This is a genomic window from Thalassotalea euphylliae, from assembly GCF_003390375.1.
GTDB classification, from domain to species: Bacteria; Pseudomonadota; Gammaproteobacteria; order Enterobacterales; family Alteromonadaceae; genus Thalassotalea_F; species Thalassotalea_F euphylliae_A.
Genome location: NZ_QUOT01000001.1, coordinates 3154228 through 3177955, shown reverse-complemented (window position 1 = coordinate 3177955; position 23728 = coordinate 3154228). Strand labels below are relative to the sequence as shown.

The 23728-nt window shown below is 43.3% G+C and carries 19 protein-coding genes; 11 read left to right on the top strand and 8 right to left on the bottom strand.

The features are described from left to right. Window positions 1-142: 142 nt before the first annotated feature. The 3 genes from DXX94_RS14015 to DXX94_RS14005 form a co-directional block, all read right to left on the bottom strand. Window positions 143-1293, bottom strand: a protein-coding gene (locus tag DXX94_RS14015) for an IS3 family transposase (protein WP_116013626.1) whose coding sequence is annotated in 2 segments (ribosomal slippage) — window positions 143-1047 and window positions 1047-1293 — 1152 coding nt in all. Because the reading frame shifts where the segments join, the coding sequence is not laid out codon by codon here. A gap of 182 nt (window positions 1294-1475) precedes the next feature. Continuing rightward, a complete protein-coding gene (locus tag DXX94_RS14010; RefSeq protein ID WP_116016816.1) occupies window positions 1476-2858 on the bottom strand; it encodes a PhoH family protein in 1383 nt (460 codons plus the stop codon). Next, the gene (locus DXX94_RS14005; protein WP_116016814.1) at window positions 2858-4213 is read right to left on the bottom strand and encodes a PhoH family protein; all 1356 of its coding nucleotides are present in this window, start codon (window positions 4211-4213) and stop codon (window positions 2858-2860) included. Before DXX94_RS14005 ends, DXX94_RS14010 begins: the two co-directional genes overlap by 1 nt. Before the next feature lie 507 nt (window positions 4214-4720). On the opposite strand from DXX94_RS14005, the gene rapA reads away from it, so the two are divergent. From rapA to DXX94_RS13990, 3 genes are all read left to right on the top strand, one after another. Then, on the top strand, window positions 4721-7624 hold the full coding sequence (rapA, locus tag DXX94_RS14000) for an RNA polymerase-associated protein RapA (RefSeq protein WP_116016812.1): 2904 nt from the start codon (window positions 4721-4723) through the stop codon (window positions 7622-7624). A gap of 26 nt (window positions 7625-7650) precedes the next feature. Beyond that, complete coding sequence (locus DXX94_RS13995) at window positions 7651-8337, top strand: pseudouridine synthase (RefSeq protein ID WP_116016810.1); 687 nt, start codon at window positions 7651-7653, stop codon at window positions 8335-8337. Between the two features lie 96 nt (window positions 8338-8433). Further along, complete coding sequence (locus DXX94_RS13990) at window positions 8434-9429, top strand: DUF3530 family protein (protein ID WP_116016808.1); 996 nt, start codon at window positions 8434-8436, stop codon at window positions 9427-9429. Window positions 9430-9497: 68 nt separating this feature from the next. Here the strand turns inward: DXX94_RS13990 and DXX94_RS13985 are convergent, their stop codons facing one another. The 4 genes from DXX94_RS13985 to DXX94_RS13970 all read right to left on the bottom strand — a co-directional run bounded on the left by DXX94_RS13985 (window position 9498) and on the right by DXX94_RS13970 (window position 12860). Next, window positions 9498-10073, bottom strand: coding sequence for a YSC84-related protein (locus DXX94_RS13985; RefSeq protein WP_258872175.1), 576 nt, complete (start codon window positions 10071-10073; stop codon window positions 9498-9500). A gap of 110 nt (window positions 10074-10183) precedes the next feature. After that, window positions 10184-11005, bottom strand: a complete 822-nt coding sequence (gene djlA / locus DXX94_RS13980; RefSeq protein WP_116016806.1) for a co-chaperone DjlA — start codon at window positions 11003-11005, stop codon at window positions 10184-10186. Between the two features lie 56 nt (window positions 11006-11061). Next, window positions 11062-11817, bottom strand: a complete 756-nt coding sequence (gene murU, locus DXX94_RS13975) for an N-acetylmuramate alpha-1-phosphate uridylyltransferase MurU (protein WP_116016804.1) — start codon at window positions 11815-11817, stop codon at window positions 11062-11064. Continuing rightward, on the bottom strand, window positions 11814-12860 hold the full coding sequence (locus DXX94_RS13970) for an aminoglycoside phosphotransferase family protein (protein ID WP_147302293.1): 1047 nt from the start codon (window positions 12858-12860) through the stop codon (window positions 11814-11816). The genes murU and DXX94_RS13970 overlap by 4 nt, the downstream gene beginning before the upstream one ends. A 172-nt stretch (window positions 12861-13032) precedes the next feature. On the opposite strand from DXX94_RS13970, the gene lptD reads away from it, so the two are divergent. The 8 genes from lptD (at window position 13033) to DXX94_RS13930 (ending at window position 23028) form a co-directional block, all read left to right on the top strand. Further along, window positions 13033-15312 carry an LPS assembly protein LptD gene (gene lptD / locus DXX94_RS13965; RefSeq protein ID WP_116016800.1) on the top strand — a complete coding sequence of 760 codons (2280 nt, stop codon included), beginning with the start codon at window positions 13033-13035 and terminating at the stop codon, window positions 15310-15312. A 12-nt stretch (window positions 15313-15324) separates the two neighbouring features. Next, a complete protein-coding gene (surA, locus tag DXX94_RS13960) occupies window positions 15325-16626 on the top strand; it encodes a peptidylprolyl isomerase SurA (RefSeq protein ID WP_116016798.1) in 1302 nt (433 codons plus the stop codon). After that, window positions 16626-17609: a 4-hydroxythreonine-4-phosphate dehydrogenase PdxA gene (gene pdxA / locus DXX94_RS13955; protein ID WP_116016796.1), complete on the top strand. Its 984-nt coding sequence runs from the start codon at window positions 16626-16628 to the stop codon at window positions 17607-17609. Before surA ends, pdxA begins: the two co-directional genes overlap by 1 nt. A gap of 306 nt (window positions 17610-17915) precedes the next feature. After that, the gene (rsmA, locus tag DXX94_RS13950; protein ID WP_116016794.1) at window positions 17916-18743 is read left to right on the top strand and encodes a 16S rRNA (adenine(1518)-N(6)/adenine(1519)-N(6))-dimethyltransferase RsmA; all 828 of its coding nucleotides are present in this window, start codon (window positions 17916-17918) and stop codon (window positions 18741-18743) included. Window positions 18744-18766: 23 nt separating this feature from the next. Further along, complete coding sequence (gene apaG, locus DXX94_RS13945) at window positions 18767-19165, top strand: Co2+/Mg2+ efflux protein ApaG (protein ID WP_116016792.1); 399 nt, start codon at window positions 18767-18769, stop codon at window positions 19163-19165. 47 nt (window positions 19166-19212) lie between these two features. Next, window positions 19213-20019: a symmetrical bis(5'-nucleosyl)-tetraphosphatase gene (locus DXX94_RS13940; protein ID WP_116016790.1), complete on the top strand. Its 807-nt coding sequence runs from the start codon at window positions 19213-19215 to the stop codon at window positions 20017-20019. 218 nt (window positions 20020-20237) lie between these two features. Continuing rightward, entirely contained in the window at window positions 20238-22256 is a 2019-nt protein-coding gene (locus DXX94_RS13935; protein ID WP_116016788.1) for a methyl-accepting chemotaxis protein, read from the top strand. 259 nt (window positions 22257-22515) lie between these two features. After that, entirely contained in the window at window positions 22516-23028 is a 513-nt protein-coding gene (locus DXX94_RS13930; RefSeq protein ID WP_116016786.1) for a putative 4-hydroxy-4-methyl-2-oxoglutarate aldolase, read from the top strand. A gap of 95 nt (window positions 23029-23123) precedes the next feature. Here the strand turns inward: DXX94_RS13930 and folA are convergent, their stop codons facing one another. Continuing rightward, window positions 23124-23615, bottom strand: a complete 492-nt coding sequence (gene folA, locus DXX94_RS13925; protein WP_116016784.1) for a type 3 dihydrofolate reductase — start codon at window positions 23613-23615, stop codon at window positions 23124-23126. Window positions 23616-23728 lie beyond the last annotated feature (113 nt).

Sequence of the window (23728 nt, the reverse complement as noted above, 5' to 3'; positions counted from 1 at the left end):
AAAACCAGACTAGAAAGTAAAATATTTAATGAAAAACTTCCGCATGCAAAAACTCACTGTTTGCTAAACATTGTGTATGAAATCATTAAAGAGTGTGAGTTTGCTCTTACACAAATACAATTATTGAATCGACCAGACTACCCTAGACGTTTTCTTGATTCATAAAATAGGTTTTATCATAGTCAGTTGGAGACTGATTATTTAGATAACCATGTTTACGTTTGCTGTTATAAAACATTTCGATGTAATCGAAAATATCTTCCTTAGCTTTTTCTCTATTTTTGTATTTTCTTCGCTTGATCCGTTCACGTTTTAGCAACTGAAAGAAGCTCTCAGCAACAGCATTATCATGGCAGTTACCTCTACGACTCATACTGAGTGATAAATTATGCTCAGCAGCAAATCGTTGCCAGTCATAACCTGTAAATTGGCTGCCTTGATCGGAATGTATAATAACCGTTTGCTTAGGTTTTCTTCGCCATACAGCAGCGAGTAATGCACTTAAGACTAAATCAGTATGCATCATCGATTGCATCGACCAGCCAACGACTTGCCGAGAAAACAAGTCGATAACTACGGCTAAATAGAGAAAGCCTTCGTGCGTATCAATATAAGTGATATCAGTTACCCAAGCTTGATTTGGCTGTACTACATCAAACTGTCGTTTTAACTGGTTATCTGCGACCACAGAAGGCTTAGTGCCATAGTTGCCTTTGCGCTTCTTATAGCCGACTTGAGCTTGAATGCCTGATAACTGCATTAATCGATGAACTCTATTCTTTGAGCAAACTTCACCTAAATCCAACATATCACTTTGAATTTTGCGATAACCGTAAACGCAGCCGCTTTCAAGCCAAGACTGTTTGATTAAACCCGTTAAGCGCTTGTCATCCTTAGCTCGCTTGGATTCTGGCTTTTGCAACCAAGCATGAAAGCCACTGCGGTGAACTTGCAACGCTTGGCACATCAGCTTTATGGGGTATTGGTTGAGCCGAGACTTTATGAACGTGTACTTTTCTTTGACTCGCCCGCAAAGTACACGGCGGCTTCCTTTAATAGATCACGTTCTTGTTGAGTACGCTTTAGTTCTTTCTCAAGCGCTTTAATACGCTTTTCTTGCTCGGATAATTCTTGGTAGTGTTCGCTGTTACTGCCATAGCGTTTTAACCAGATATAAAGACTATTTGTCGAGATATCTAACCGTTCTGCAACGCTTGCAACGGAGTGACCTTTTTCAGTCACTTGCTTAACGGCCTGAACCTTAAATTCTTCGGGAAATCTTTTAGCGCTCATTCATCCTCCTAGGACACAAAGTTTACAACTTATTTGTGTCTAGGAAAATCTGGTCGATTCAAATTACTAATATAGATCTAGATAAAATAGTCTAAATTAAAATAGAAATTACCTGTTATTATTATAGCCACTCCATCTAAGTAGTGGCTAATACAGCAGTTAACGATAAAAAGTGAGCATTGTTAAAAATTCTTCTCTGTAAATTCTGCTAATGAACTTCTTTCGACTTCATCGAAAATAAGCACACTACCTTTTTCGTAATTCCGATAAATATTAACCGCCGCACTCGCACCTGAGGATGCAGGTGTGACAAAGCGATCATCTATTTGGGCAAGGTTACCAAGAACGATTGTTCGGCAGTTTTTACCGCCACGACTAAGCATGCCTTTCATTTGGGCACGAGTCATGTTCTGAGCCTCGTCAATAATCAACACGGCGTCATCTATAGAACGCCCCCTGAAATAAGCCATTGACGTGAATTCAATGTTGGCTTTCTCTATGATGTGTTCAATAGTAGAGTAAGTATTTCTATCATCACCATCATCTGAATGCATTGAAATTAAGGCGTCGGTAATACCAGCCAGCAATGGCATAGATTTTTCTTTGAGATCGCCCGGTAAATACCCCGGATCGTCATCCATGAAGTCTCGTGAACGGACAACAACTATCTTTTTATACTGCTTGGTTTCTAATACTTGATGTAATCCCGCAGCAACGGCTAAAAAAGTCTTACCAGATCCAGCAGGGCCAAGAATAATATTTAAGTCAAACTCAGGATCGGTCAGTTGGCTTAGCGCAACCGCTTGACGTTGGTTTTTGGGTGCAATACCCCAGACTTTTTCCTGCCTTCTAGATAAAAGCGAAGTGTGAACAAAGTCTTCAGATACTTCATTGATAATCCCGATATGACCAGCATCGTCATACCAGTACATATTTTTCTGAGCTTCTTCATTAAATATGTCTCTGGGAAAACGGTAGTCTTGCCCAGACATTGCAAAACCCGATTGCTCGTCACATAGATCAAACAAATCACCTTCAAAAACCTGAACACCTGTGTAGAGAAGATCAATATCTGAAATTTGATGATCTACTAAGACATCTTCAGCATCAACGCCAATGGTTCTAGCCTTTAGTCGCATATTGATATCACGACTTACAATGGTGACATCTTTATTTAACTGCTTTTGAAGGTGAAGTGCATAGTTGATGATGCGATTATCAGCGTCACTACCTATGCCGTGCCTTAACTCTTTAGCCATATCCATTTGAGTGTCAATGCCGATGTATAGGCGTCCTCGTTTGGCAGATTCAGTAGATGGTAATGCAATACCTGCTTCCATTTCTTCTGCTGAATGCCCATTGATGATGTCTTCAAGCATTCGAATAACGACGCGTGCATCAGCACTTACGCTCTTATCTCTTCGCTCTTTAAGATTATCTAGCTCTTCAAGCACTGTTAAACAGATGTATACGTCATCTTTATAGGATAGAAGGCTTTTTGGATCATGAACCAATGCAGATGTATCTAATACTCTAGGGTTTCGATTATCAATAGAGCTTTTCATTACGCAGCCTCCCAAAAGATTGAATCGTTGCTAGACTTTGTGTTGTACTCTTCTTGTAAATTACAAATATTTAGTAAAGGTTTGATGTTGCAAGACTGCTTAGAGTAGTTAAAGCAATCGACTTTTTTGGAAATTCTTTTTACTTTTTCTACAGGCCAAGAAAAATAAAGAGGTAAAAACTTTAAATTATTTGTAATTCGGGGTTGCAAGATGACAATGGCATTTTGAATACTGCGACCGCGCATAAAGTTAACGGATTTAAACTGGATGTTAGCCTTTTCCATAATGTAATTCATGCTGCCACTCATGCTTTCATCTTGCTTGTGCAGAACTTCCAACGAGTCGGTAATGGCCGCCAGCCAAGGGGCCATCTTCTCTTCTTCTGTGCCCGGTAAGAAACCAATCAATTCGGCAATTTCTGGCGTGCTGCGAGTCACAATTACTTTGTCGTATAGGCCACGCTCAATTACTTGCTCTAACGCGGCGGCCAAGGCCAATAGTGTTTTACCACAACCTGCAGGGCCAGTTAGAATGACCAAATCAATTGTTGGATCGAGCAAGGCGTCCATCGCCATCCCTTGATAAATGTTTTTCGGGTGAATTCCCCACGCTTGCTTGGCCATTAAGCGCTCGCGCGATAAATCTTGAATCGCTAGTTGTTCTTCGTCCCAACCGACAATTTTGCCTGCAAAATGCTCACCATCATCCAGTAAGTATTCGTTCATATAGGTGGCGGGTAAAATGTCGCGTTTGACATAGTGCGTAGTATTACGCCCTTCACTTTCGCTTTCACACTCTTTGATATTATCCCAAAAGTCCCCATCAAATTGGTGATAACCCTTGGTTAAAAAGCGAACATCGTCAATCAGTTGGTCTGTACGATAATCTTCAACGTGCGCCATCCCTGCCCCCTTCGCTTTTAGGCGCATATTGATGTCTTTGGTCACCAACACGACTTTGCGATCGGAGTGGTGATTCTGAATATTGATGGCCGCATTGATAATACGGTTATCATTTTCATTAAATGACAAGGTTGATGCTTTTTGCTCTAGCGCATAGTCATTAATAATCGACAGCGCACCGCTGGGTGATTGTTCTTGGCTGCCTAAACTAGTCGCCAGTGGCACCCCTGCAATGATTTGCTCAGGTGTCGAATTGGCCAGCACATCTTCGAGTGCACGAATGGCAACGCGGGCATCGCGGCTGACATCTTTTTTGCGGTCTTTTATCGAGTCTAATTCTTCCAATACTGTCATCGGAACGACAACATCATGTTCTTTAAAGGAGAGAAAGGCGAAAGGTTCGTGAAGCAAGATATTCGTATCTAAAACATAGATAATGGTTTCGTCAGACATATAGGCACGCTCGCTTAGCATAGAGCCATCGTAGTCAGACGAAAGCGCATGGGGCAAGTGTCGACAAGCCCGTACTGTCACTATCAACCTAAGCTACGATTTTTCTAGCGGTTGATGAATTCCTTGTATACGTTGAATTTCACTTTGACAGTTTCAGCTGCCTCCCGCAAGCAAATTTTAGCGATTTTACACGCAATTTTTTCAGCTATTGACGCGCCCTAAAAAGCTGTCATAGTAGGCTATTACCAAGCGCATTTTTCCGCGTAATTTCTTGTCTAACAAATACATTCCTATACCGTTAACATTAACGCTAAAATCATCCTCAACCACAGTCGTTACTCTCCCCCTTTCAAGCGCACAGAAAAAACACGAACTTTTTGGTGATTACAACTAGTATTAACGGTAATATGTCGCCCCTTTTTTGCCTGAGCCAGTGGCGTTGCTAAACGAATTAAGCAATGCGCGTTAACTCTTTTGCTGGCTGAATCGTTTTTGGAGTGTGTCAATATGCATTTTTTTCCTGGCCAACGTTGGATCAGTGATAGTGAATCAGATCAAGGTCTTGGTACAGTTACCGGTGTCGAAAATCGTCATGTCACGATAATTTTTACCGCCACTGGTGAAGCGAGAAAATATGCAATCGACAATGCGCCATTAACCCGCGTAGTTTTTAACCCTGGTGATTTAGTGCCAAGCCATGAAGGCTGGATGCTAAAAGTAGAAGATGTCATCGAGCAAGGTGGCTTACTTTCCTACACAGGCACACGCGTTGATACGGGCGAACAAACCCAGTTAAAAGAAGTGATGATAGATCACTTTATCAAGTTCAATAAGCCGCAAGACCGCTTAATCAATGGCCAAGTAGATCGCCTTGACTGGTTCCGTTTACGCAAAGCCAGCCTTAAACACCAATACGAGCAACAACAATCACCGCTAGTTGGCTTAGCAGGCGGTCGTGTTAGCTTAATTCCACACCAACTTTATATCGCGGAAGAAGTCGGTAGCCGATTCGCGCCAAGGGTATTACTTGCCGATGAAGTTGGTTTAGGTAAAACCATTGAAGCAGGTTTGATTATCCATCAACAACTCGTCACAGGCCGCGCCCAACGTGTGTTAATTGTGGTACCTGATTCACTAATGCATCAATGGCTCGTAGAAATGCTGCGCCGCTTTAATTTAAAGTTTGCCATTTACGATGAAGAGCGCTGCCAGCAAAGTGGCGACGAGAACCCGTTTAGCGCCGAGCAATTAGTCTTAGTAAATCTAAGTTTCATCACCGAAAGTCCGCAATGGTACGAAGCACTAATTGCTGAAGACTGGGACTTAATGGTTGTCGATGAAGCGCATCACCTTAACTGGTCAAAAGAAGCACCTAGCATTGAATACCAGTGTATTGAACAGCTTGCACAAGTGATCCCAGGTGTCTTGCTATTAACAGCAACGCCTGATCAATTAGGCCACGAAAGCCACTTTGCCCGTTTGCGTCTACTTGACCCTGATCGTTTCTACGATTATCAAACCTTTATCGAAGAAGAAAGTCATTACACTGAAGTTGCCGATGCTGCTAATGCCTTAGTTGCCAAGCAAACGTTAAGTACCACACAAAGTGAAACGCTGAAAAAGCTACTACATGAAACTGATATTAGCAGCCAGCTAGCCGAATTAACGGGCGATGATGAAAAGGCGCAAGAAACGGCGCGCCAAGGCTTAATTAAGCAATTACTCGATCGCCACGGTACTGGCCGCATTCTGTTTAGAAACAGCCGTAATACCATTAAAGGCTTCCCAGAGCGTAAAGCACTACCTGCGCCACTTACCCTGCCAGAAGCTTACCAGCAAAGCATCAATAATTTAGTCGCAGATAAATCAGCAGACGAGTTAGTAGAACTTAAACAAAGTAAGCTGTTAACAACACCAGAGCGTCTGTTTAGCTTAAGCTCAGCGACGAGCAATTGGTATGATATCGACCCTCGCGTTGACTACTTAATTGACCTGTTAAAGTCACTAACTCAAGAAAAAGTATTAGTGATTTGTGCCCATGCCGATACAGCAATTGAGCTTGAAAACGCGTTACGCGTAAAAGAAGGTATTCGCGCGGCGGTATTCCACGAAGGCTTAAGTATTTTTGAACGCGACCGCGCTGCCGCTTATTTCGCTCAAGAAGAAGATAGCGCACAAGTGCTGCTTTGTTCAGAAATTGGTAGTGAAGGCCGTAACTTCCAGTTCGCTCATCACTTAGTATTGTTTGATCTACCAACTAACCCTGATTTATTAGAGCAGCGCATTGGTCGTTTAGATCGTATTGGTCAAACGCAAACCATCAAATTGCATATTCCGTATTTTGAGCATTCGCCACAAGCGCTGCTCTACCGCTGGTATCAAGAGTCATTAAATGCCTTTGAACACACTTGTGTAACGGGTCGTGCGGTATTTGAAAGCCATGGCAGTGAGTTACAAGCGGCGATGTTTGCGCAAAACTGGCAAGGTGACGCAATTGATGCTGTGATTGAAGCAAGTCATCAGCAGCACCTAACCATCAAGCAAGAGCTTGAAAGTGGCCGTGACAAATTGCTAGAGCTGAATTCAAGTGGCCAAGGCCGTGCACAAGAAATTGTTGAGCAAGTAGCGAAGTTAGATAACCAAATCGACTTGCCACAGTATATGTTCCAAGTGTTTGATGTTTTTGGCATTCAGCAAGACGACAAAGCTGACAATGCGATTGCCCTAAACCCAACTGAACATATGTTATCGCCGAACTTCCCGCAATTACCGGAAGATGGCACAACAGTGACCTTTGATCGCGAAACTGCCTTGGCATGTGAAGACTACCAGCTACTTTCATGGGATCACCCTATGGTGCGTGGCGCGATGGATTTAGTGCTCAGCGACGAAATTGGTAACGCCAGCATCGGTTTATTGAAAAACCCAGCACTGCCCGTTGGTACTTTTTTCCTAGAGTGTATTTTCACCGTTGAAGCAACGGCGCCAAGCCACTTGCAACTAGGCCGCTACTTGCCAACCACGCCAATTCGCGTGTTAGTGGACAAAGCGGGTAATAACTTAGCGAGCAAGGTGTCTTCACAAGTGCTTGAGCAGCAATTAACGCCAGTGAAAAAGCAAGTGGCGACTCAGCTGATTAAAGCACTAAAAGGTGAAGTGCCTGCATTGGTGACTAAAGCAGAAGCACATGCACAAGCGCAAATTCCGGCGATCACAGAAAAGGCTAACGCCAATATGCATCAAACACTTGATCAAGAGTTTGATCGCCTGCAAGCATTAGCGGCGATTAACCCAAGTGTTCGCCAAGCAGAGCTCGACTTCATTAAAACGCAGCAAAGTCAATTAACTGATTACTTAGCCAAAGCACAGTTAACCTTTGAAGCAATTCGCTTGATTGTGGTGACGCACTAAACCGAGTATTTGCAGAGTTTGTTGTTATGGTAGCCAATCCTGATTTTATCTATCGACCACCGATGTCACCTTATTTAGACATCATCTTTCAAGACGATGACTTGGTCGTGCTAAATAAGCAAAGTGGCATTTTATCGGTGCCCGGTCGTTTAGCTGAACATCAGGATTGTTTGCAGCACCGCGTAATGTCGGTGCTGCCAACAGCAACCATAGTACACCGCTTAGATATGGCGACATCAGGTATTATTGTGATGGCAATCAATAAAGCCGCTCATGTCGATATCAGTCGCCAGTTCGAAAAGCGTCAAACACAAAAAAGCTACCTTGCTCGCGTTTATGGTCAACTTAGCGAGCCTTCTGGCGAAGTGAGTTTACCGCTCATTTGTGACTGGCCTAATCGACCAAAACAAAAAGTCGATCATGAGCATGGTAAAAAAGCGCTGACCCGCTACCAGCTTATCCGCCAAGAAAGCGAAACAGCCTTAGTTGAGCTAACGCCAGTGACTGGTCGCTCCCATCAATTACGGGTGCATATGTTAGCCCTTGGTCACCCAATTATTGGCGATCGCCTTTATGCCCATGACCAAGCATTAGCACTAAGCAATCGTCTGCAACTACATGCAAGCTCTCTAACCCTAGCCCATCCTGTAACTAAAGAGTGTTTAACCTTTACCACACCTTGCCTGTTTAAAGACCATATTCCACAAGCCTAAAGGCGTGTTAGTATTGGCCGATAACCTGTTTGCATGTCGCCAACTGCTTGGTACATGGTTTATTCGGTAGATAGTTACTCGGTAGGTAATCGATAAGTGAAGCATTCTATTTCTGTCATTTTCTTTTTCGCGATTAGTTTATTACTAAGCACAACAAGTGTTAACGCACAGCAAGCCCCAGATGCAGATCAGGCTGCGAGCGACAGTGCTATGCAAGATAAGTCAATGCAAGAAAAGAACATGCAAGACAAAAACATGGCCGACGGCGATATGAAAAGTGGCGACATTGCAGGTAAAGATATGGCGGGTAAGGATATGGCTGATGACCAACCCAACATTCGCCCACCAGTTTCACTTATCGAGCAGTTTACCCAAGACATAGAACGCAGCCTTGATAGTAGTTTAGTCAACCCTATGCTGGCAGGTACCGAAGATTTTCTGACCATTCTACAGCCCGACAATCACAGTACCGATCGCGGTATCGCGATTTTACTACCTGAATGGAACCAAGCAGCAACCGATACTCGCGCCATTAATTTTTTGCGCCAGCACCTGCCCAATGAAGGTTGGACGACGATTGCAATTCAGCCAATCACTAAACCGGAAAACTACCCTAGCCAGCAACTAAAACCTTCACTGGCTGCCGAAGAAAACAAGGAAATGTTGACGAAATACGCTGAACAACTAGCGCCCATGCTTACTAGTGTGATGGAGAAAGCAGCGGAGTACCCAGGTGTATTCTTAGTAATAGCACAAGGAAATAACGCTGCTATTTTGCTTGATTTGTATGAACAAGCCGCCGTTGAACAGCCCAATGCCTTGATTACCTTAAGCGCTCATCGACAAAGCGCGGCAGGTAATCAGCGTTTAGCAGAGCAAATTGCAGACTCTGAGCTACCCGTATTAGATATTGTCCTGAAAAAAGACGTTCACTGGATCAAATACTTTGCTCAAGATCGCCAAAAAGCCGCTAAGCGTGAATTAAAGCCCATCTACCGCCAACGAGAGTTAACCAACTTCCGCGCGGGCTATTACCCAGAAGAGCGCCTAGCGAAAGAAATTAAAGGTTGGCTAACCACCGTTGGTTGGTAGGGTTAGAAATAGCGTAAACCAGACTTAACCGATAATCAGAATTAACCGATAACCAGAAAATCTACTCGCTAGTTCAATTTATCATTTTTCCAATATTTAGTACCTTGCAGTGTCGCTTGCAAGGCTAGGCCATTTTCAGTCATTTGATAAACATCCACTTCCTTGATAACGGTTACCGCAGCACTGCCCTCACTACCTTTTTTGCCTGATTTAGCGGCGGCATCCGCTTGACCAGAAAAGTCCCAGCCGTATTCAACAAAATTATTTAGCGCCTTTTTCGAATGAAACACAAACACCGCGCTAAAATCTTTAACACCTAAGCCGATACCCACGCCTGCCGTACCCATTTTCATATAAATGTCTTGACCTGTAGCGTTATCTCGAACCACACCACTACCGCCGCCTGCAGAGAGAAAAATCAAATTAACACCGATATTTGAAAAGGTTGCGTAGCCAGCCGCTTTGCGAATAAGTGCTTTCGTGCTTGGCTCTTCTTTATAGAGGCGCTGCAGTATTTGCGTGCGTATCTCGTTAATTTCTTTGCGATCTTCAGCAGCACTTGCCAAGGCAGCCTTAGGCGAAAGGCAAGCAAGTAGCGCTGCACAAGCAAATAATTGAATTTTTAAAGGCATTGATGAAGTCATTAAGTGCTCCTGTAATAGCTCAAAAGCATTCTTCAATAGTTTCTTTTATTTATACTAGCAGAGACCACTGGCACTTTTTGCAAAGGGCAGAGTTTTAATAGAGTTCTGGCTTACAAATGACGATTAATTAGATCGTAAGCGGCTTGAATATCTTGGGTTTTTTGTTTCGCTAATTCCATCATTTCTGCTGGTAAGCCTTTGGCAACAAGTTTGTCGGGGTGATGCTGCGACATGAGTTTTTTATAGGCTTTTTTCACTTCCTGTTTAGATGCAGATTCACTCACGCCAAGCACTTTATAAGCATCTTTTAATAAAGACTTAGCGCTGGTTTGTCTACTGTGCTGACCGCCTCGACTTTGTTGCTGTTGATGGCGCTGGAAAGATTCACCAGCAATAATCATTTCCAGTAATCGATCTAAATCTTGTGCTGAAAAACCTAAATGGCCAGCAATTTTATGCAGTACTTCACGTTCTGCAGGGTCAAGTGAACCATCAGCAAAGGCAACTTGGATTTGGATTTCCAAAAACATTAACATCAAGTCATTACGGGCACGACAGCTTTGCTTAAATTTTTGCAAACGCTCTTTTAGCGGAAAACCAGCAACTTTTCCCTCTCGAAATGCTTCTTGGGCTTGCTGGCGTAATTCTCCTTTCAAACCCAGCTTATTCATATAGGCGGTAGCAAAAGCAATTTCGTGCTCGGTCACTCGTCCTTTGGCTTTCGCGATATGCCCCATCACAGAAAAAGAGGTATAGAAAAATGCCGCTTGGCGAGTCATTTCATCCTGCTCATTAACACTGAAGCTTTCGAAATTAAGACCGACGCCCTTGTCAAACCTGTGCCCTAGCCATAGGCCGAGCAGCGCACCAAATATATTTTTAGTGAGCATAAAGCCAAACAGAAAGCCTAGTAATTTACCCCAAATTCGCATCTTTGTTCCTACTCTTTATCCTTAGTTTGTTTTTGCTGTAAGCCTTGTGAATATGCTTATTCCGCTGTTTGGTTAAGCAAGGCTAATCGCTCTGGAGTACCCACATCTGTCCAGCCAACATTTAATAACTCACCCGAAATTCGATGCTGCGCCGCTAAAGCACGCAGTGACGGCCCTAATGCTAATTTTTGCGCTGGCTCGCTCTTTTGCACAGGCTCGCTCTTTTGAGCTGGTTCATTCGCCAGTGCGGTAAAAAACGCCGGTCGATACAGAGCAATACCACTAAAAGTAAACCGCGTTGCATTGTCAGCAAAGTCATTTATGACCAATCCGTCATGCAAGTAAAAGTCACCTTCTGGGTTATGTTCAGGATTTTCAACAAGCCACAAGTGCGCCAATTTATCTTCAGCTAACTTAGGCAACTGAGTTAGTTGTTCAGATAAAAACACATCGCCATTAATGACTAAAAATGGCTCTTGCGCTGTATTGGCAGTTGATATCTTTTCATCTAACGTATTTTCTAGTAGTGGCAGTGCTTTAATAATGCCGCCAGCGGTTTCTAATGCGCCATCAGACTCAGCACTATAGTGAATGTTTACGCCATATTTACTGCCATTACCTAGCTTTTGTGGGAATTGCTCTCCTAGCCACGCATGGTTAATTACCACATCAGTAATACCAAGCTGATTGAGTTGCTCTAGGTGATATTCAATCAGTGCTTTTCCTTTAACTTCAAGCAAGGGCTTAGGCGTATGGTCAGTTAATGGTCTCATTCGCTCACCACGGCCAGCCGCTAATATCATGGCTCTCACGAAACTTGCTCCTGATTAAGCTCAGCAACGGCAGGTATCACTCGGCTTTCAACAAATTGTGCTAACGGCGTAAGCTCTTCGTACTGGCTGGCAATATCAACAATATAAGATAAGGTAAGTGGGATATCTTTGATATAACCCGCTTTGTTATCACGAAGCAGCAATCGGGCAAAAATACCACTGGCTTTGATATGGCGTTGCAAGCCGGTTAGATCGAACCAGCGTTGCCAAGTGGTAAACGGAATGTCGGCTAGCGATGTTGTTACACTGGCTTGCGACATTTGCGCGACAAAATATTCGAACAGTGGCGCTATTTGCTCCGCAGGCCATTTAACATAGCAGTCACGTAACAGTGACACCACATCATAAGTAATCGGGCCAAGTACAGCATCTTGGAAATCAATCACCCCAAGCTGAGCGGCGCTGCTCTGCTTGTCGCCTAGCACCATTAGGTTACGACTGTGAAAGTCGCGATGCATAAACACTTGCGGCTGCTCTAGAATGTTATCAACAAGGCAAGCAAAGCTTTGCTCAAGCATTGCTTGTTCGTCAGCAGTTAATGTGAGCCTTAAATACTTCGCCAGTAACCACTCAGTAAATATCGACAGCTCAGTTTCCACAAATGCGCGATCAAATACAAGCATATCAGGTGTTTTTACGGTCTGCGCAATACTTGGCAATAAATCAATGGCCTCTTGATACCAAGTTGGCATCGACTCATCGCTTAGTACATCAGCCAATAGGCAACGACCAAAATCTTGCAAGCAGAAAAAACCTTTTTCTAAATCATAAGCATAGATTTTAGGAACGTTAATACTTTGCTCGGCAAGCTGATTGGCAATCGCTAAAAATGCACTGTTATTGCAGTATTTAGGAGGGGCATCAACCGCAATATAATCAATATTTTGAAAACTAAATCGATAATAGCAACGAAAGCCTGCATCGCCCGTCATGGCGACTAATTGAGGTGACGAAAAACCCGATTGTTCAAGCCATTGAGCTAATTCATTAATACGGGGCACTGCGTGGGGAACTAAAGACAAGAAAAATCCCTGAATATAAAATGGTTGAATACTAAAAAGTCAATATAACCAATTAGCGAGTTATTGAAAATTACGATATTATAACGGGGTTTAGCAAAACAATAACAATCAAACGCAACAGTGTGTGGATAACCGACCTGTTTTTGTGCTGTAAATTAACCTCGGGATCTGAATGCCTTTTCCAACTAAAAAATTGTTATTAGCGAGTAGCTGTTACCTTATTGTCTCGCCAGCAATCGCACAACAAACTGCTGAAGCTCCAACCGGTCTGATTTGTCCATTACCTGAATTTGATGTCATTCAAGTACCTGTACAGGCTGTGGAAAAAGACAGCATCAGTATCAGCTCTCGCACCACTAGCATTGAAAAAGACCAAGTTGCGGTTTTTCGTGGTGGCGTTACTTTAGTAAAAGGCGAGCAGAAAATTAGTGCTGATGAAATTGCCTTTGATCGCCTAAAAGCGCAAATTAATGCCTCGGGCACCATTCACTTTCAAAACAGCGGTGTTAATGTATTTGCCAATCAGTTGTCAGCCTCAGAAGCCGACAATTCAACCGCTTTAGCTGATACTTCCTATTATTTAGCTGACAACCCTGGCCATGGTAGTGCTGGTAAGCTAGTGATTACTGCTGATGGTAATTTAGCCTTAATCGACTCCACTTTTACCACATGTCACGGTGAAGTGCCTGATTGGCAAATTAAGGCCAGTGCCATCAATATTTCGGTTGCCGAGAACCAAGGTGAAGCCTACAACGCTAGATTAGAGTTATTTGAAGTTCCTGTGCTTTACGTGCCTTATTTTTCCTTTCCGGTCACTAACGAGCGTAAATCAGGGTTACTTGAACCAACATTTAAATCTTCAGGCAACTCTGGTGTTCAAATTGAGCTGCCTTACTACTTAAACCTGGCTGAAAATTACGATGCCACCATTACGCCGCGATATATGTCAAAGCGTGGCTTGCAGTTGCTCACTGAGTTTCGTTATTTGGTCGACGATCAATTTGGCCAAATCGACCTTGAGTACTTGCACAAAGATGACGAAATTCAAACCAATAATGACGCGCGTTATTTGTGGCGTTATCAGCACATTGGCAACTTCTCAGAAAACTTCCGTGCTCACATCGATTACACATCAATAAGTGATGATAACTACCTAGTCGATATTGGTAGCCGTCATTACAACGACAATGATGCCTACTTATATCAACTAGGTGAACTCGCCTACTTTGGTGAAAACTGGCAAGCACTTATTAAGTTGCAGGATTTTGAAGTTTTAGGTAATCACACACCAAGTTACAAAACCGTGCCGCAAGTTGAGTTTTCAAGCGTAACTCCACTCGGCTTTTTTGATGCTAGTTTCGATGTTTATTCTGAATTGTCGCGTTTTGAATCGCCTAACCCCGATTTAGTCGAAGCAAATCGCTACCATATTGAAGCTGGCTTTAATATTCCGATTACCACACCTGCGTACTTCTTTAATTCAGAGTTTAAAGTACTGAATACCTACTACGACCAAGAGCAAGTGCCGCTGGGCAGTGAATTAGAAGAAAGTGTAACGCGCACGCTACCGAAAGTGCGTTTTCATGGTGGTGTAAACTTTGATCGTGAAGCCGAGTACTTTGGCAATAGCTTTACCCAAACCTTAGAACCCCAGCTGCAGTATTTATACATTTCAGATAAAGACCAAAACAACATTGGCCTCTATGATACAGCCAGATTGCAAGATGATTTCCAAGGGCTATTTAGAGACCGCCGCTTCAGTGGTTTAGACCGCATTGCCCAAGCGAATCAGTATTCTTGGGGTTTAACATCGCGTTTATTAGATGAAGCTAATGTTGAACAGTTTCGCATGAGTCTTGGCCGCATTGTGTACTTAAATGACAGTAATATTGCTGCTGATGATGCACGTGGTGTTGCGGCTGATAAATCATCGCTTGCTGCTGACTTATTCGTGCGTGGCAACGAGCAATGGCAGTTTAGTGGCAACATTCAATACAACACAGAGACCGACACAACGAACAAAAGCCAAGTCAACGTCGACTACCGTCAAAGCCGCGATAACATCTTCCAAATAAACCACAGGTATTCACGTGACGTATCCGGTGTTAGTATTGAGCAACTTTCTTTGCTTTCAAGTGTCAGAATAAATCCAGAATGGCAATTTGTTGGTCGTTTTACCCAAGACCTCCAGCAAAAACGCAGTCTGGAAAGTTACGCGGGTTTTCAGTATGAAAGCTGCTGTTGGGCGGTTCGAATCGCCTACCATCGCCATATCAACTCAAATGTTGATAGCGAAAATTTTGGCATTGAAAACCGCGATGAATTCAATAGTGGATTCGTGCTAGAGTTTGTCATCAAAGGGTTTGGTGGCCAAACAACCACTGTTGGCACACAAGATATGTTTAATTCGAGTATTTTTGGCTATAAACGCCCATACTTTCTCAATAATTAAGAAGTTAATTTCATGAAGAAAACGTTAACCGCAATCACTTTAGTATCTTCAATGATGCTAAGTCTGCTGAGCAGCGCTAAGGCTGAAGTTGTAGAGCTTGACAAAGTCGCTGCCATCGTCAACTCAGGCGTGGTATTGGAATCGGAAGTCAAAGACTTACTAGACAATATTAAAGGCAACGCTGAGCGCAATAACCAAGCCTTGCCTTCAGATCGTGCTTTGCGCACTCAGGTAATGGATAAATTAATCAACGACAGCCTGATGCTGCAAATGGGCGAGCGTATGGGTGTACAAATTAGCGACGCCCAGTTAGACGAAACTATCAACAACATGGCACGTGAGAACAAGCTGACTTTAAGCCAGTTCCGCGAAGCATTAGTTGCTGAAGGGGTTAACTATGAAAAATACCGCGAAAACATACGTACTGAGCTAATTTCTGGCGAAGTCCGCCGCGCTAATGTGCGTCGCCGCGTTTATATTTCGCCGCAAGAAGTTGCGAATTTGCTTGATGAAATGAAAGCACAAACCAACCAAGACATTGAATATAACCTTGGTCATATCTTAATTGAGTTCCCACCAGAACCTAACCAACAAGATATGAATGACGCTAAAACTCGCGCTGATAAAGTCATTGAATTGCTGAATAACGGCTCTGACTTTGCCAAAATCGCGATTGCTTCATCAGGTGATGCCAACGCCCTTGAAGGTGGTGAACTGGGTTACCGCAATATTAATGAATTACCCACCTTGTTTTCAGAGCTTGTTGATGGCAAAGCGAAAGGTGAAATTTTTGGCCCAATCCGCACCGGCTTAGGTTTCAGCATTGTGAAAATTTTAGATATTCGCGGCCGCCAAACCGTTGAAATTGAAGAAGTACAAGCACGCCATATTCTGATCAAGCCATCAATTATCTTAAGTGAAGCAAAAGCAGAAGAAACGCTGCAAGGTTTCCTTGATCAAATCAATGCTGGAGAAGCTGATTTTGCCGATTTAGCCAAAGAGCACTCTGAAGGCCCAACCTCAGTTCGCGGTGGTGATTTGGGCTGGGCAGATCCTAAATCTTACGACCCTGCGTTTCGAGATGCCCTAGCTCGTCTATCTATCGATGAATACCACAAACCATTCCGCTCTTCATTTGGCTGGCACTTAGTGCAACTTACAGGTCGCCGTATGCTAGATGCAACCGATCAAATGAACGAAAACCGCGCTTACCAATTATTGTTCAACCGTAAATTTGGTACGGAAAGCGCTCGCTGGATCAAAGAAACACGCGACGAAGCTTATATCGAGATTTTCGAACAGGAAACAAACTAATGGTCAAACGCATTGCTATCACGCCGGGTGAACCGGCAGGGATTGGTCCAGATCTGGCTGTTGCGATTGCTCAGCAAGATTGGCCAGTGCAACTCGTTGTTGTTGGCTGTCGTAAAGCCATGACCGAGCGCGCTCAGCAGCTTGGCTTGCCACTTTCACTCACAGATTACGATAGCAATGCTCAGCCTCAGCCACAAAAAGCAGGCACCCTAATTATCAAGGATATTCCAACAGCAGCTGAAGTTGTGCCAGGGCAATTGAACCCAAGTAATGGTGCTTACGTTGTTGAAACACTTCGCGTTGCCAGTGAAATCAATATCTCTGGTGAATTTGACGCAGTGGTTACAGGCCCGGTACACAAAGGGCTGATCAACCAAGCTGGTATTGCCTTTAGTGGCCATACTGAATACTTTGCTCATCAAGCAAATTGTTCGGATGTGGTGATGATGTTAGCAACACCTGGCTTGCGTGTGGCTTTAGTGACCACTCATATTCCACTCGCTTATGTATCAAAAGCCATCACCCCTGAACGCTTGCAAAAAGTTACTCGTATTCTCGATCACGACCTGCGTGAAAAGTTTGGCATTGAGCAACCGAAGATTTACGCCTGTGGCATTAATCCACATGCTGGTGAAGACGGTCATTTAGGCCGCGAAGAAATTGAAGTGATGAACCCAGCCTTTGCTGAGCTTCGCGAAGAAGGTATTAACGTGATTGGTCCACTGCCAGCCGATACCATTTTCCAAGAAAAATATTTGCAAGATGCCGATGCAATTTTAAGTATGTATCACGATCAAGGCTTGCCAGTGCTAAAATATAAAGGGTTTGGTTCATCAGTAAACATCACCCTTGGTTTACCTTTTGTGCGCACCTCAGTAGACCATGGCACTGCACTTGAGTTGGCTGGCACAAGCCAAGCCGACACTGGCAGTATGATTGAAGCCATCCAAACGGCGATTGATTTAGCCGAAAATCACTCATAATAAGTGATAATCCGATTAATGCATGGTCACACACATATGGTTTAATACCCAGTGGCCTGCATTAAACAAAGCCCAAATACCAATTGAATTAATCAGTTGATCAATTATGGCGTAGGAAAAAGGTTCATAAACACAGGTTTTATGCTCCCAGCAAAACCTAAGTACCTACATCCATGTAGGCAAGCGTTATTTTTTGTTAACTAGTTGTTCTAATTTCAAAAATAACAACGCAGTTAATGAGCATTTTAACCAGCCAGAATGATCAAGTATTTAAAGAAATTGGTATAACACAAGTAACAAGATTAGATGAGTAAGAATACCCATTTAGGCCATCAGGCGAAAAAGCGTTTTGGCCAAAACTTCCTGCATAACGATGCCATCATTAGCCGCATTGTTGATGCCATTAACCCAGAACCGGGTGAGAACCTAATTGAAATTGGCCCGGGCTTAGGCGCCTTAACCGAACCTGTTGTAGACCGTGCGGGTAAGCTTTCCGTTGTTGAACTTGATCGCGACTTAGCGGAGCGTTTGCGTCATCATCCATTTTTGGCAGAACATTTAACGATTCATGAGATTGACGCGCTAAAGTTTGATTTTGCCCAACTTGCGACAGAAGAAAAGCCGCTACGAGTATTTGGCAACCTACCCTATAATATTTCAACGCCACTGATATTCCATTTACTTAGCTTTAAAGCGGATATCCAAGATATGCACTTTATGCTACAAAAAGAAGTGGTTGACCGCATGGCAGCACAACCTGACTCAAAGGCTTATGGTCGTTTGTCAATTATGACGCAGTACCAATGTCAGGTTGAATCCGTAATGGAAATTGGTCCGGAAGCATTTAAGCCGCCCCCCAAAGTAGACTCTGCAATTGTGCGTTTGATCCCTCGTCGTGAAATTAAAAATGAAGTCGCCTGTTTAACCACCCTAAACAGTGTCTGTGTCACGGCATTTAACCAACGTCGTAAAACGATTCGCAATAGCTTTAAAAAGCTAGTAACAGCCGAAGAGCTAGAGTCACTTGGGCTAACACCAACACTGCGACCAGAAAATTTAACAATTGATAACTACATCAGCTTAGCTAATTATATTCATACCAATAAATCGAGCAGTGATTCTTTAGCCGAATAAGAAGTAGTCGAGTAACCTAGTTGATGAATAATCCTTCGCCATACACAGCAGTTACTGATGATGTTTCAGTATCTGTTGTTAGCCAGTACCTTCCCAACCAATCTGATGCCGACAAGCAGCAGTATGTGTTTAGCTATACGATTTCCATAGAGAATTTACGCAGTACGCCAGTGCAACTGCTCAGCAGACGCTGGTTAATCACCGATGCAAACGGCGAGCGTTCGGAAGTTGAAGGCGAAGGCGTTGTTGGTCAGCAGCCAACCATAGCTCCCGGCCAAACCTATACCTACACTAGTGGTTCGGTGTTTAACACACCTGTTGGAACAATGCAGGGACAATACCAAATGATTGCGCCAAATCAGCAACAATTTTGGATTGATATTCCTGTATTTCGCCTCGCATTACCTAATATTCTCAATTAATCACCATGTTTAAGTCATCTAGGAAACTGTTAAACAAATAAAGCACTATGGCGTTATATTTAGTAGGCGATATTCAAGGCTGCTTTGATGAGCTAGACGCCTTGTTAATTAAGGCAAAATTTAGCCCTAAGCAAGATCAGCTATGGCTTGCTGGCGACTTAGTTGCACGAGGGAAACAATCGCTAGAAACGCTAGAATTTGTCAAATCGCTTGGCACTAGTGCAAACTTTGTATTAGGTAACCATGATCTACATTTACTTGCCATTGCCGCTGGGCTAAAAAACGCAAAACCCTCTGATCATCTATCACCGCTGTTAAACGCTCCGAATTTTTCATCTTTGTGTGACTGGCTTGCTCAACATCCACTGTTACTTGAGTTGCCAAACCAAGACGGCTTTATGTCTCACGCTGGTTTAGCGCCGCAATGGTCCATCAAACAGGCGGTTAAGAACGCAGCGTTTGCGCATAAGAAAATCGCAGGGAAGAAACGTGAAAAGTGGTTGTCTATCATGTACGGCGAACAGCCAAACGATTGGCACCTGGTCACTAATAAAGAAGAGCGCTTTCGATATACCGTAAATGCCTTCACCCGCATGCGTTACTGCTATGCTGATGGCACCTTAGACTTTGCCTGCAAAGAACAACCACGAAAAGCTCCTAATGGGCTAAAGCCTTGGTTCGAACTCGCTAAGCTAAAAAATAAAGCTTGGATATTTGGCCACTGGGCCGCGTTAATGGGCGATTGCCCGTATAAAAATATTTACGCTTTAGATACTGGTTGTGTTTGGGGAAACTACTTGACCATGCTGCGCTGGCACGACAGAAAACAATTCACCCAACAAAGGCTTAGCTAGTTAAAACGATAAGCTAATACTTTGCTATCTTTTAATGAAAATCTTAATGCGCTTGTTATAATGTCGGCGTGCAGCTAAATATTGAGCAATTTAATAGAAAATATAAGCCAAATATATTTAGCCAATAACAACAAAAATAAAGTTCTCGCACACTAGCATACAAATTATTGGCCAAAGTATCAGATAGTGCTTTGCCCCGAATCCAGAAGGTAGTGTTTATGAATTTAACCGTCGCAATAAAGATTATTGGTGGTTTTAGTATTCTTGCGGTAATGCTCGTAGTTACCAGTGTTTCTTCATTGTTAAACCTCAACACCATTCACGACTCAACAAATAGAGTGAGTGAATTGGCGATTCCAACCCTAGCTGGCAGCAACCAATTAATGGTTGAGCTAACCCAAATGGGTAATATGACCTTGCAAGGTTATCACAAGGATGAGCTTGGGCCGCTGAACGAGAATAGACAAACTTACGAAGCCGCTAATGCAAAATTTAGCAATCAATTAAAAGCACTTAAGTTAGTTGTTAAAGATGAAGCAGAGCTCAAGAACAACTTAGACAAAGTTGATGCTGTTTACGCGGCATTCGACAAAGACGTTAAACTGGTTTTTGACAACCGTCAGCAGGCTATCGAGCAAGGTAGTGATTTATCAGACAATGTTGATATTCTTGAAGAAACTGCTGATGATGCGGCAACTTTACTACTTGATTTAGCCGACCACGACCTAGCAGATTCAAAATTACAGCGTGCTGTCGATATGGGTGAGATTATTGAAACCTCACTAAACGGTATTGTTAGTTCTGCATTTGAATACCGCGATGCCTACAACGCGCAAACCGTTGGCTTAATTGGCCGAGAAATTAACAACGCGTTCGGCGAATTAGAACGTAGCATTAATGACGTTAAATCAGAGCTTGCCAATGCAGGCGCAACCTCTGAAGCTGATGACTTAGCCAGTGCCTTTGAACAAATTAGCGAGCTGATTGGTGCCAACGGCAGCATTATCAATAATAAATCCTCTGAGCTTACTGCGATTGCCCAAGCAACAGCAGCGTTAGACGCTGGTAAACTCGAAGTTGCTAACGCTAATGAAATTCTGGCTAAGCAAATTAAACTGGCGAATGAGACTACTAACACCACTAACCAAATGGTAAGTGATGCGGTCAATTCAGGTAACACGCAAACCATCGTAATCATGATTATTTCAATCATTGCTGCGATTGCAATTACCCGCATTACACTAATCAGCATTACGCGCCCATTAGGTCGTGTTAATGACATGCTTAACATTGTTGCTTCAGGCGATCTTTCTCATAAGCTTGACGACAGCGGCAGTGATGAATTTGCGCAATTATCACGTAACTGTAATGCGTTAATTGACAGTCTACGTAACCTAATTGAAGGCATTGTTAGCCGTTCAACGCAATTAGCTGCTGCTGCCGAGCAAACGTCAGCGGTAACTGCTCAAAGCACAACGGCGATTGAAGAGCAGCGCAATCAAGTAGAGCAAGCAGCATCTGCAACTACAGAAATGAGCAGTACGTCACAAAGCGTGTTATCAAGTGCTAATGACGCACTTGGTGAAATTAAGCAAGCTGACGATGAAGCTGAGCGTATCAAGGTGATTTCAGGTAAAAACCGTGAAACCATTCAATTGTTAGCAGAAGAGGTCGAATCGGCTTCACAGGTAATCAACAAATTACAGCAAGACAGTGCTTCGATTGGCGGTATCTTAGATGTAATTCGCGGTATTGCCGAGCAAACTAACTTACTTGCGCTAAACGCAGCTATTGAGGCAGCTCGTGCTGGTGAACAAGGCCGCGGTTTTGCCGTAGTAGCCGATGAAGTTCGCACGCTAGCAAGCCGTACTCAAGAGTCGACGCAAGAGATCCAAAACATGATTGAAGTGCTGCAGACAGGTGCGGAAAAAGCAGTATCTGTGATGGAAACGGGTAAGTCACAAGCCGCTAACTGTGTTGAGCAAAGTGAAAACGCAGATAAGGCGTTAGAAACGATTACCCATGCTGTTCACGAAGCCTTTGATCGCAGCTCGCAAATTGCCACAGCAGCCGAAGAGCAAAGCGTTGTCGCGCATGAAATCAGTGAGAACTTAGAGTCGATTGTTGCCATTGCTGAGCAAACCACGGCAGGCTCTCAGCAAACCGCAAGTTCAAGTAGCGAAGTGGCTCGTTTATCAGAAGAATTACAACAATCTGTACAAGAATTTAAACTGTAATTTGAGCCTATTTGAGCCACAGTTAAATAACGAAAAAGCCGCACTAGCGGCTTTTTTTATGCCCAGACTTCACACCAGAAGGTTATACGAACCCGCATAAATTTTTCTTGTAATTTGACCGCTGAAATAGCTGTGAGATGAGCATCTTACTGCAGGAATAGGTGTTACATGGTCATTATTAATTAGAATAATTTACTTTCCCTTATCAGCTAAGTTATCGTGGCTATTCGACTCATTTTTTATGGACAATGGCTAGCACATGCAAACGATCCCAACACGCGATTTCGATCTTCTTCCTGATCTTTGTGATCACTTTCCTAATGACGTAAATGTTTTTGAAACTCAATTTAATAGCTATGGTCAACATCAGGTATTTTGTGGACAAGCAGTCACTGTAAAGTGTTTTGAAGACAATTCAGTGGTAAAAAAACTCGTTGGCACACCTGGTCAAGGTAAAGTCATAGTTGTTGACGGTGGTGCCTCGATGCGCAGAGCCTTAATTGGCGATATGCTTGCGGAAGAGGCAATTGCTAACGGCTGGGCGGGGGTTGTCATTAATGGTTGTCTTCGTGACGCTGCTACTATCAACCAAATGGCGATTGGCGTCAAAGCCTTAGGCACCATTCCTATTAAAACTGATAAACGCGGTTTAGGGGATCAAGATATTGATATTCGCTTTGCTGGTGTAACCGTAAAGCCTGGCGATTGGGTGTATGCCGACCTTAATGGTGTATTGATCTCAGCGAAAAAGCTAGAACTACTGGAAAGCTAATCTAGTTTTAGGCTATACAATTAAATCACCTATAAAAAGCAGTAGCGATAACGCCTACTGCTTTTTCTTTCCTACAGAGCTATATAACGATTTGCTCACTTGCGCTCATAAACACAAAAATTAAGTGCATAAGCATTTTTCTCATCCGCCGCTCGCACGGTATTCGAGGTTAACAGCCAATCCTTTTCTACATCGTATTCAGGAAATTGGGTATCGCCCTCAATACTTGCTTCAATATGGGTAATATAGAGTTTATCAGCCGCAGGCAAACAGTGCTGGTAAATTGCGCCACCGCCTATCACCATGACTTCTTCAACGCCCTGCGTTAACGCTAATGCAGCTTCGATCGAATCAACGACTTCAACACCGTCAGCAACATAGGAAGCATTGCGTGTAATCACTATATTTTGACGCCCCGGTAATGGTCGGCCTATCGACTCAAAGGTTTTACGTCCCATGATCACAGGTTTACCAAGCGTGGTTTGCTTAAAGTAGGCAAGATCAGCAGGTAAGTGCCACGGCATGTCATTATCTTTGCCGATAACTCTATTGTCAGCATGAGCCACTATCATCGAAAGTACGGTCATTATTCATTCACTTACAAAATCTAAAGGCCAGATTCTAAAACAGAAGCTAGATAAAGGCTACGCTCGAAAAATCATTAACCTGCGTCATTCAAAAGCTTTAGCGCAAGTGCCAT

Bases quoted from the DNA above. Each gene is read 5' to 3' on its own strand.
- folA (WP_116016784.1), bottom strand. From the start codon at position 23,615: ATGACCGTACTTTCGATGATAGTGGCTCATGCTGACAATAGAGTTATC.
- DXX94_RS13940 (WP_116016790.1), top strand. From the start codon at position 19,213: ATGGCGTTATATTTAGTAGGCGATATTCAAGGCTGCTTTGATGAGCTA.
- pdxA (WP_116016796.1), top strand. From the start codon at position 16,626: ATGGTCAAACGCATTGCTATCACGCCGGGTGAACCGGCAGGGATTGGT.
- apaG (WP_116016792.1), top strand. From the start codon at position 18,767: ATGAATAATCCTTCGCCATACACAGCAGTTACTGATGATGTTTCAGTA.
- rapA (WP_116016812.1), top strand. From the start codon at position 4,721: ATGCATTTTTTTCCTGGCCAACGTTGGATCAGTGATAGTGAATCAGAT.
- djlA (WP_116016806.1), bottom strand. From the start codon at position 11,005: ATGCGAATTTGGGGTAAATTACTAGGCTTTCTGTTTGGCTTTATGCTC.
- rsmA (WP_116016794.1), top strand. From the start codon at position 17,916: ATGAGTAAGAATACCCATTTAGGCCATCAGGCGAAAAAGCGTTTTGGC.
- DXX94_RS14010 (WP_116016816.1), bottom strand. From the start codon at position 2,858: ATGAAAAGCTCTATTGATAATCGAAACCCTAGAGTATTAGATACATCT.
- DXX94_RS13985 (WP_258872175.1), bottom strand. From the start codon at position 10,073: ATGACTTCATCAATGCCTTTAAAAATTCAATTATTTGCTTGTGCAGCG.
- DXX94_RS13930 (WP_116016786.1), top strand. From the start codon at position 22,516: ATGCAAACGATCCCAACACGCGATTTCGATCTTCTTCCTGATCTTTGT.
- DXX94_RS13995 (WP_116016810.1), top strand. From the start codon at position 7,651: ATGGTAGCCAATCCTGATTTTATCTATCGACCACCGATGTCACCTTAT.
- lptD (WP_116016800.1), top strand. From the start codon at position 13,033: ATGCCTTTTCCAACTAAAAAATTGTTATTAGCGAGTAGCTGTTACCTT.
- surA (WP_116016798.1), top strand. From the start codon at position 15,325: ATGAAGAAAACGTTAACCGCAATCACTTTAGTATCTTCAATGATGCTA.
- DXX94_RS13935 (WP_116016788.1), top strand. From the start codon at position 20,238: ATGAATTTAACCGTCGCAATAAAGATTATTGGTGGTTTTAGTATTCTT.
- DXX94_RS14005 (WP_116016814.1), bottom strand. From the start codon at position 4,213: ATGTCTGACGAAACCATTATCTATGTTTTAGATACGAATATCTTGCTT.